At 58.9% G+C, this 8,456-nt stretch carries 5 protein-coding genes; 3 read left to right on the top strand and 2 right to left on the bottom strand.

The window, feature by feature from the left end:
* Nucleotides 1–62 precede the first annotated feature (62 nt).
* The 3 genes from glgP (at nt 63) to ACUVTA_RS07160 (ending at nt 6,034) form a co-directional block, all read left to right on the top strand.
* A complete protein-coding gene (gene glgP, locus ACUVTA_RS07170) occupies nt 63–2,618 on the top strand; it encodes an alpha-glucan family phosphorylase (protein WP_445952273.1) in 2,556 nt (851 codons plus the stop codon).
* Between the two features lie 24 nt (nt 2,619–2,642).
* Complete coding sequence (locus tag ACUVTA_RS07165) at nt 2,643–3,929, top strand: stalk domain-containing protein (protein WP_445952272.1); 1,287 nt, start codon at nt 2,643–2,645, stop codon at nt 3,927–3,929.
* A 212-nt stretch (nt 3,930–4,141) separates the two neighbouring features.
* The gene (locus ACUVTA_RS07160; protein WP_445952274.1) at nt 4,142–6,034 is read left to right on the top strand and encodes an EAL domain-containing protein; all 1,893 of its coding nucleotides are present in this window, start codon (nt 4,142–4,144) and stop codon (nt 6,032–6,034) included.
* Nucleotides 6,035–6,091: 57 nt separating this feature from the next.
* Here ACUVTA_RS07160 and ACUVTA_RS07155 read toward each other — a convergent pair whose 3' ends face one another.
* Nucleotides 6,092–6,925, bottom strand: coding sequence for a peptidoglycan DD-metalloendopeptidase family protein (locus ACUVTA_RS07155; RefSeq protein ID WP_445952271.1), 834 nt, complete (start codon nt 6,923–6,925; stop codon nt 6,092–6,094).
* Between the two features lie 126 nt (nt 6,926–7,051).
* Nucleotides 7,052–8,365: a transcription termination factor Rho gene (gene rho, locus ACUVTA_RS07150; protein WP_445952270.1), complete on the bottom strand. Its 1,314-nt coding sequence runs from the start codon at nt 8,363–8,365 to the stop codon at nt 7,052–7,054.
* Nucleotides 8,366–8,456: the final 91 nt, after the last annotated feature.

The raw sequence follows: 8,456 nt of genomic DNA, 5'->3' as shown, positions 1-8,456 counted from the left end.
CCAAGATTCAATCCGTGAACCTTATGGGTTGCTAAACCAAATTATACGAGGAGGTACCAGGAATGTTCTTTTTCCGTTCGCTCGCCGTAATGCCGCCATTACCGCCAGCGCTCGCTAAGCTGGCGGTGCTGGCGAAAAACTTCTGGTGGTCGTGGGAGCCGGGGGCCGGTGCCGTCTTCCGCTGGCTCGACGCGGAGCTCTGGGATAACCTCCACCACAATCCTATTGCCTTCCTTCTGTCGCTCCCCCCGGAAAAACTCACCGAGGCGGCCCAGAACTCGGAGTATATGGAAATTTACGAGGAGTGCTGCGCCCGCTTCGAAACGTACCTTAATCAGCCAACCTGGTTCGACCAGACCTTCCCGGACAAGAAAGAGCGGGTGATTGCCTACCTTTCCGCCGAGTTCGGGATTCACGAATGCCTGCCGATCTATTCGGGCGGTCTGGGGCTGCTAGCCGGTGACCACCTGAAGGCGGCCAGCGATCTCGGCCTCCCGCTCGTGGCCGTAGGGCTGCTTTATAAATTCGGTTACTTCAACCAGGAGATCAATCCCGAAGGGTGGCAGGAGGCCCGCTACCCGCTGCTCAATTTCTATAAAATGCCCATTACCCCCGTTACCGACAGGGAAGGTCGCGAACTTGAGGTGCAGGTCGAGCTTTCCGGCCAGAATCTCTGCCGGATAGTCTCGCTCAGGATTTGGGAAGCAACCGTCGGGCGGGTAAAGCTCTATCTCCTCGACTCCGACACCCCCCGGAACCGGGTGGAGGACCGGCAGCTCACCGGCAGGCTTTACGGCGGCGACCACGAGATGCGTCTTGTCCAGGAGATTCTCCTCGGCATCGGCGGCGTGCGGGCGCTTAGGGCCATGGGGATCAGGCCGGTGGTCTGGCACATTAACGAAGGACACGCCGCCTTTTCCGTTTTAGAGCGCCTCCGGGAGCTCGTCAGCGAGGGACTGGAGCTCGAAACGGCCCGCGAAGTGGTGCGCGCTTCGACCATCTTTACGACCCATACCCCGGTGCCCGCCGGCCACGACATCTTCCCGCCGGAACTTCTCTCCTGCTATTTCGAACGCTTCTATCACCAGGGAGGCTTGGATTGGCGCGCCTTTCTCGCCCCGGCCTACGATCCGGACCGCCAGGGACACAACATGACGCTTTTGGCCCACAGACACGCCTCTTACACTAACGCGGTGAGCCGCCTGCACGGCGAAACGACCCGGCGAATGTTTTTTCACATCTACCCCGGCATCCCGGAGGCGGAGATCCCGGTAACCACGGTGACTAACGGCGTCCATATCGAAACGTGGGTCGCCCCGGAGTGGGTGGAGCACTTCAACCGTATCGCGGGTGATAAGTGGCGCACGCCCTACAATAGCCCGGAAGCCTGGGAAAAAATCGCGAAGATGCCGGCGGTGGAGATCTGGAGTGTCCGCAAGGAGCTTAAAGCCCGGATGTTAGAAAAATGCCGGGCGCGCCTTTTGGCCCAGCGCCAGCGCTATTTTGCATCGCCCAGTCAACAAGAAGAGATTGAGACTTACCTTCCCCCCGACGTGCTGACCGTCGTTTTCGCCCGGCGCTTCGCGACTTATAAACGGGCCTACCTCCTGCTGCGCGACCGGGAAAGGCTCGCCAAGCTTGTCAACAACCCCGAGCAACCGGTCCAGTTCATCTTCACCGGAAAGGCCCACCCCGCGGACCGCAGCGGCCAGGAGATTATCAAGCAGATCTACGATCTGAGCCAGGAAGAGCCGTTCCGTGGCAAGGTTACCTTTATCGAAGAGTACGATATCGAGCTGGCGCAGTGCCTGGTTCAGGGCGCCGATGTCTGGCTCAATACGCCGCGCCGGCCGCTCGAAGCCAGCGGGACCAGCGGCCAGAAAGCGGTTCTGAACGGCACCGTGCACCTGAGCATCCTCGACGGCTGGTGGCCGGAGGCTTACAACGGTAAAAACGGCTTTGCCGTTGGCCGGGGGGAGGTCCTGCCGGACGACGCAACGCAGGATTACTACGATAGCCTTTCCCTTTACGCCGTGCTCGAAGACGTGGTGATACCCGCTTACTACCGGCGGACCCACGGCGTCCCCCGCGACTGGATCGAAATCATCAGGGAAGGGTGGCGCTCCATCCCCCACTACTTTAATACCGGGCGGATGGTAAAGGAGTACGCGGCGCGCTTCTACGTGCCGCTTATGGAGCGCTACGACCGGTTAGTCAAAGATGATTACGCCGCCGCCCGCCGGGTGCGGGAATTTAAGGAGTACTTAACGCAGAACTGGCCGGCCGTCGCCGTTCTCAGCGTTACCGCGGAAAAACCGGCGCTCCCTGTTGCCGGCCAAACGATCGCCGTGTCGGCCGTTGTGCGCCTCGGAGCCATAAAACCGGAAGACGTGGTGGTAGAAATAATGCTCGGCCGCACCAAAGACTGGCAGCTCACCGAGATGAACGGGTTCCGGATGGAACTGACCGAAGCCTTAGGGGATAACACTTACCGTTTTTCTGGCGCCATCACCTTAACCCAAGGGGCGCTCGGCTACACCGTGCGGGTAAGACCGGAAGACTCTATCTTCGTGCACCCCTTTGAGCTGCCACTTATCGCCTGGGCGCCGGAGTTTTAGGCCTATCCGGGAGAGACGGGGCAAATGGTATCTTGGCACCGGCTTCGCGCTTCCCTTGTCTTAGGCGCTATTACCATTTTCTTTGCTTTGGCGACCGCCACGCCGGCCCTTGCTGTCCCAACCGCCCTGGTCGTCAACGGGCGGCCCCTACAGCCCGACGTTCCGCCGGTTTGTGAGAACGGGCGCCTTCTCGTGCCGCTCCGGACAGCCGCCGAAGCTTTGGGCGCCACCGTAACTTACGACGCCACCGCCCGCACCGTTACCGTAAAGAAACAAGGGGCCCTGATTACCCTCGGCGTAGGTGCGGCGTGGGCCCGGGCGGGTGACCAGACCCTCACTCTCGAAGTGCCCGCCCAAGTCGCGGGCGGGCGGGTCTTGGTCCCCTTACGCTTTCTCGGGGAGGCCCTTGGTGCGTACGTCTCCTGGAACCCCGTAGCGCAAGCGGTTTACCTTAGCGACAGCCTTCTCGGCCTGCCCGGCTGGAGCCAGCCTCTGGGCGGCACGCCACCGGTGGTCTTCCGGGACGGCGAGGAGGCTGGGGTGAGGCTCCTCTGCCCCACGGCCGGTTTTGTAACGGCCGAGGCGTGCGTGGATATCACGGCGCGGGTGCAAACCGCCTTCACGGAACTTATCGCGGTAGTGGAAAAAGAGGGCGAGCGGAGCGACCAGCCGGTGGCGGTCCGCAACGGGCTGGCAACCGGCCGCGTCTGGCTGCCTTTCGGCCCCGGCGACTACCGGGTCACCCTCTGCAGTCCGCCGGAAAACGATACCTTGGCAGGGCGCGTACAATTCAGGGTTCGTAACCTCGGCCGGACGGAACTCCGGTATTTAGTGCCCACCGACTGGATCGACTGGGACCACCCGGAAATCCTCAAGCTTGCCCGGCAGTTAAAGCGGGATAAACCCTGGGAAACCGTCCTGGCCGTTCACGACTGGGTGGCTAAGGAGATCACCTACGACACTGCGGCCGCCCGCTTGCCGCGGATCCCCCATAAGCGGGCTTCGGAAGTTCTTTTTACCCGCAGCGGGGTCTGTGAAGATTTCAGCCGCCTCTTCGCCGCCCTTTGCCGCGCTAACGGCATCCCTGCAGCCGTCGTGCGCGGCCTCGCCCGCCAGGAAAATGAACCCTGGCCCCCTCAGCCGAACCATGCCTGGAACGAGGTCCTGGTTAACGGCCGCTGGATCACTGTCGATGTCACCTGGGACGCCGGCCACCTCGATGATGGCCGGTTCAACCGCGAATTCCGCCGGGACTATTTCGATCCGGACCCCACCCGCTTCGCCTTAACCCACCGCAAGAGCGCCTTATAAAGTATAACCTCTTTCCCCACCGACCAGCAAAAGCTTTTGGAAGCAGGAAAACAGACCGGGGTTATAGAAGTAATTATTGTCGAATAACAGAAAATGTTGCCAAGTGCCCGCTTGAGGTTGGTGTAGCGTTTGCTTCTTAAAGGCGTTCTCGCGGCCCGGGCAACTTAGAGGTGAAAGTCATGCATACGTCTAACAGCTGGAAATTTAAGTTGGTGCTCTTGCTGCTACCTATCGCCGGCGTCGCTTTTCTGGGCACCATAGCCGCCTTTTTTCTTTCAAAAAGCGACATTTACAAGCTTATTGAGTCGAAACTGAGATCCGACTTAGCTATCGGTTACACCCTGATAGACCAGCTTTATCCCGGCCCCTGGGTAGCAAAAAACGGTAAGCTTTACAAAGGCGACGTTTTGATGAACGGCAACTATGTACCAGTAGATTTGGTATCGCACCTCACCGGTGACACAGCCACTATCTTTTGCGGGGACGTGCGGGTAACCACCTCGGTACGGGACGAGACCGGTAAGCGGCTCGTGGGGACCAGAGTGGCCCCCGCCGTGGCAGAAAGGGTCCTGAAGCAGGGGCAGAACTACTACGGCCGGGCGAAGATCGTAAACCGGTGGTACTTGACCGCCTACACGCCGTTACGTGACTCTACCGGCAGGGTGATCGGCATTTGGTACGTGGGGGTGTCGCTTTCGCAGGCGAATAAGCTCGTGAAGAAGGCCACCCTAGGTATTGTGGTTGCCGGTTTAGTTTCCGTTTTTTTCGGAACGCTACTCTTGCTGCCGCTGTTACGACAGGAACACTACCTGGCCACGCACGACCCGACGACCCGCCTGCCGAACCGCTACGCCTTTGAAAGGAGGCTTACCAAAGCGATAAACCAGGCGAAACGGGGCCAGGAAAGCGCTTTGCTCTTTATGGATATTGACAACTTCAAGTTTATCAACGATGCTTTCGGCCATGATATAGGAGATAGGCTGCTGACCACCGTGGCCGCCGCGCTCCAAAAAGAGCTCCGACAACAGGATTTCCTCGCCCGGTGGGGCGGCGACGAGTTTGTGGCGCTGGTGGAGGCAAACGGTGATCTGGAAGCGAAAGCAGTAGCCGAAAGGTTGCGCCAAGCCGTGGAAGGGCGCGACTTCCACCTTTCCCCGCTCAATTATACGTTTCACCTGAGCCTCAGCATCGGCCTGGTAATGCTTAACAAAGAAAGTACCGCCGACCCGCAGAAGTATCTTTCCGCTGCCGACATCGCCCTTTCTATGGCTAAGGAAGAAGGTAGGAACAAGGTCGTCTGCCTGACCGGTTTAGACGATCCGGCAAGTGAGCAAAACAAAATAAACCGGACCGTAGCCCTCATCAAGCGGGCCCTTAAAGAAAACCGCTTTGTTCTTTTCTTACAGCCCATAGTAGAACTCAGTACGGGCAGGGTAGTCCATTACGAAGCCCTTATTCGCCTAACCGGAGAAGACGGAGCGTTGATTCCCCCCGGAGCCTTCCTACCGCTGGCGGAACGCTTTGGGCTGATCTCCCAGATCGACCGCTGGGCGATTAATTCGGTTTTCAATATCCTCCAGGCACACCCTGAATTAACGATTTTTGTAAACGTTTCCGGTATTAGCCTGGCCGATGACCAGCTCTTGGCATTCGTAGAAGCAATGCTCCGCGAAAAAGGCGTCAGCCCTTCCCGCATTGGTTTCGAGATTACCGAAACTGCCGCCATGCGGAACTTTACGCAGGCCAAGCTTTGGATGCGCCAGCTCAAGGCCTTAGGTTGCCACATCGCCATTGACGACTTCGGTTGCGGCTGCTCCTCGTTCTGTTATCTCCGGGCGCTGCCGGCGGATTACTTGAAGATCGACGGCAGTTTCGTCCGGGATATAGATACGAACCCTACCAACCGCGCCATCGTCGAGGCTATGAAGACGGTAGCCCACACCCTCGGCAAAGAGGCCATCGCCGAGTTTGTGGAAAACGAGGCGGTAGTGGCAATTTTGCAAACCTACGGCGTTCGGTATGGCCAGGGTTACCACCTGGGCAGGCCCGCACCGTTTGCCGAAGTTCTCGCCGGCAGTCCGCAGGAAAAGGCTTCAGCCACGTAGCCGTCGTTGGCGACGTATGATAGCTCGCTCTGCTTCTGCCCGTAAGCAGAGCGATTTCTAACTCCGGAGAAAAGTTACCGGGTCGTAAGGAGTCCCGTTCACCCGCACCTCAAAGTGGAGGTGGGGCCCAGTAGAGCGGCCGGTATTCCCCACCGCAGCGATAACTTCGCCAGCCGTAACTGTCTGCCCGGGAACGACGTAAACCTCATCACAGTGGGCGTAGCAGGTTGTACGCGCATCGTCGTGCTGGAGAATCACCAACAGACCGTAAGTTCCTGTCGGGCCAGCATAGATAACCTGCCCTCCCGCAGCGGCCCGCACGGGCGTGCCCGCCGGGGCAGCGATATCTATCCCCTCATGCGGCCGCCCGTCCCGCAAGCCGAAAGGCGAAGAAATTGGGCCTGGCACCGGCCAGCTCAAGGGTTCGCGGTCCCCGCGGTCTTGAGTCTCCGGAATTTCCGGGGATATAGGTACCAACAACTCGGCGCCGACAAGCAGGGGCGCGCCGGCATCGAGACCGTTCGCCCGCACTATCTCTTCGACCGGCACCCCGTAGCGACAGGCAATATCCCGGAGGGTATCGCCCGGAACGACCCGGTGGCTAAGTCCGCCCGCTGGTACTAACAAATACTGGCCCGCATAGATCGGGTCGGAAAGCGATAAGCCGTTTGCCCGCGCGATAAGCGCCGCACCAACGCCGTAACGCCTGGCAATCCCGCAAAGGGTGTCACCGGCCGCAACCCGGTAGCAGGTTGGTAGACCCAGAACGGGAAGCGCCGGCTCGGGCGGCGCGCCGAGCCACTCGTCAGGCTGGGCAACCGCCCGGCCGCTACAGAAAACCGCCGTAAGCAAAAAAACGCAGATGGCAAAGAAAAAACTGCTCCGGCGCATAATTGCCTCTGTAATGGTAAAATATACTAAGAATAAAATTGCCGGAACAGCTTCTTTTTATACTTTTTATACCTTAAAATTGTGTACCGTTACCAAGGATTCTCTCAGGCGGGAACCTCTTTTCAATTAGCCTAAGTTAGCGTCACGGCGGGGCCCAATGAACTCCAGGTCAACCTTATCGCCACTCACCTGCTTGAAAGCCTGGAAATTCCGTAGCAGGTCGGCGTTGCTCCGGGTGCGCCTGATCTCCTCAAGAAGGTGCTCCATCGCCTCCCAGGGCGTCATCTGGTTGGTAGCCCGGCGGAAGTACCAGACGAGCTCTAACTCCTCCCGCGAAAGCAACAGCTCCTCCTTGCGCGTGCCGGAACGCTGCACGTCGATCGCCGGGAAGACCCGCCGCTCCGCCAGGCGCCGGTCGAGAACCAGCTCCATGTTACCGGTTCCCTTAAACTCCTCAAAGATGACGTCGTCCATCCGGCTGCCCGTTTCGATCAGCGCCGTGGCTAAAATTGTAAGGCTGCCTCCCTCCTCAAGTTTCCGCGCCGCCCCAAAGAAGCGCTTTGGCTTATGCAGCGCTGCGGGGTCAACGCCGCCCGACAGGGTACGCCCGCTCGGCGGCACCACTAAGTTGTGCGCCCGCGCCAGGCGCGTGATGCTGTCAAGCAAAATCGCCACGTCGTACTTGTGCTCGACGAGGCGTTTGGCGCGCTCGAGAACCATCTCCGCCACCTTGACGTGGTTTTCCGGCGGCTCGTCGAAGGTGGAGCTCACCACTTCGGCCCGGACCGAGCGCTCGATATCGGTAACCTCCTCCGGGCGCTCGTCGATGAGCAGGATGATGAGGTGGATCTCCGGGTGGTTGGTGGTGATGCTGTTGGCGATCTCCTTTAAAAGTGTGGTTTTACCCGCCTTGGGTGGCGCCACGATGAGCCCGCGCTGACCTTTCCCGAGAGGAGAGATCAGGTCGATGATCCGGGTTGAGAATTTATGGGGCTCGGTTTCCAGGCGAATCCGCTCGTAGGGGTAGAGAGGGGTGAGGCTATCGAAGTGAATCCGTTCGGCAAGTTCGGTAGGGTCGGTATCGTTCACCCTTTCCACCCGCAGGAGGGCCAGGTACCTTTCCCCCTCCTTGGGGCGCCGCACCTGCCCGGCCACCAAATCCCCGGTGCGCAGGTCGAACTTCCGGATCTGGGACGAAGAAACATAGATATCTTCGTTCGAAGGGAGATATTTGAAGGGCCGCAAGAAGCCGTAGCCGTCGGGAAGAATCTCCAGAACCCCTTGTGCATACATCACTCCCTCTTTTTCCATCCGCGCCTTCCTTATCTCGTAAATTAATTCCTGTTTCCGTAGCCGGTAGTAGCCGGGGATCTCAAGTTCCTTCGCTATCTTGTAAAGCTCGGCCACGGTTTTTGACTCAAGGTCGTTACCTGGATACAATCCTTTTCACTCCTTGCTCTTAAGTTTTTACTTTATGACGAGGTCTCTGAAAAACCAGCTTAAAAAATAACCCATCATTTCTGAAGGGATA

Source organism: Thermodesulfitimonas sp. (assembly GCF_052743955.1).
The sequence above is the reverse complement of the archived record's forward strand: the minus strand, read 5'-3'. Positions and strand labels throughout refer to the sequence as shown.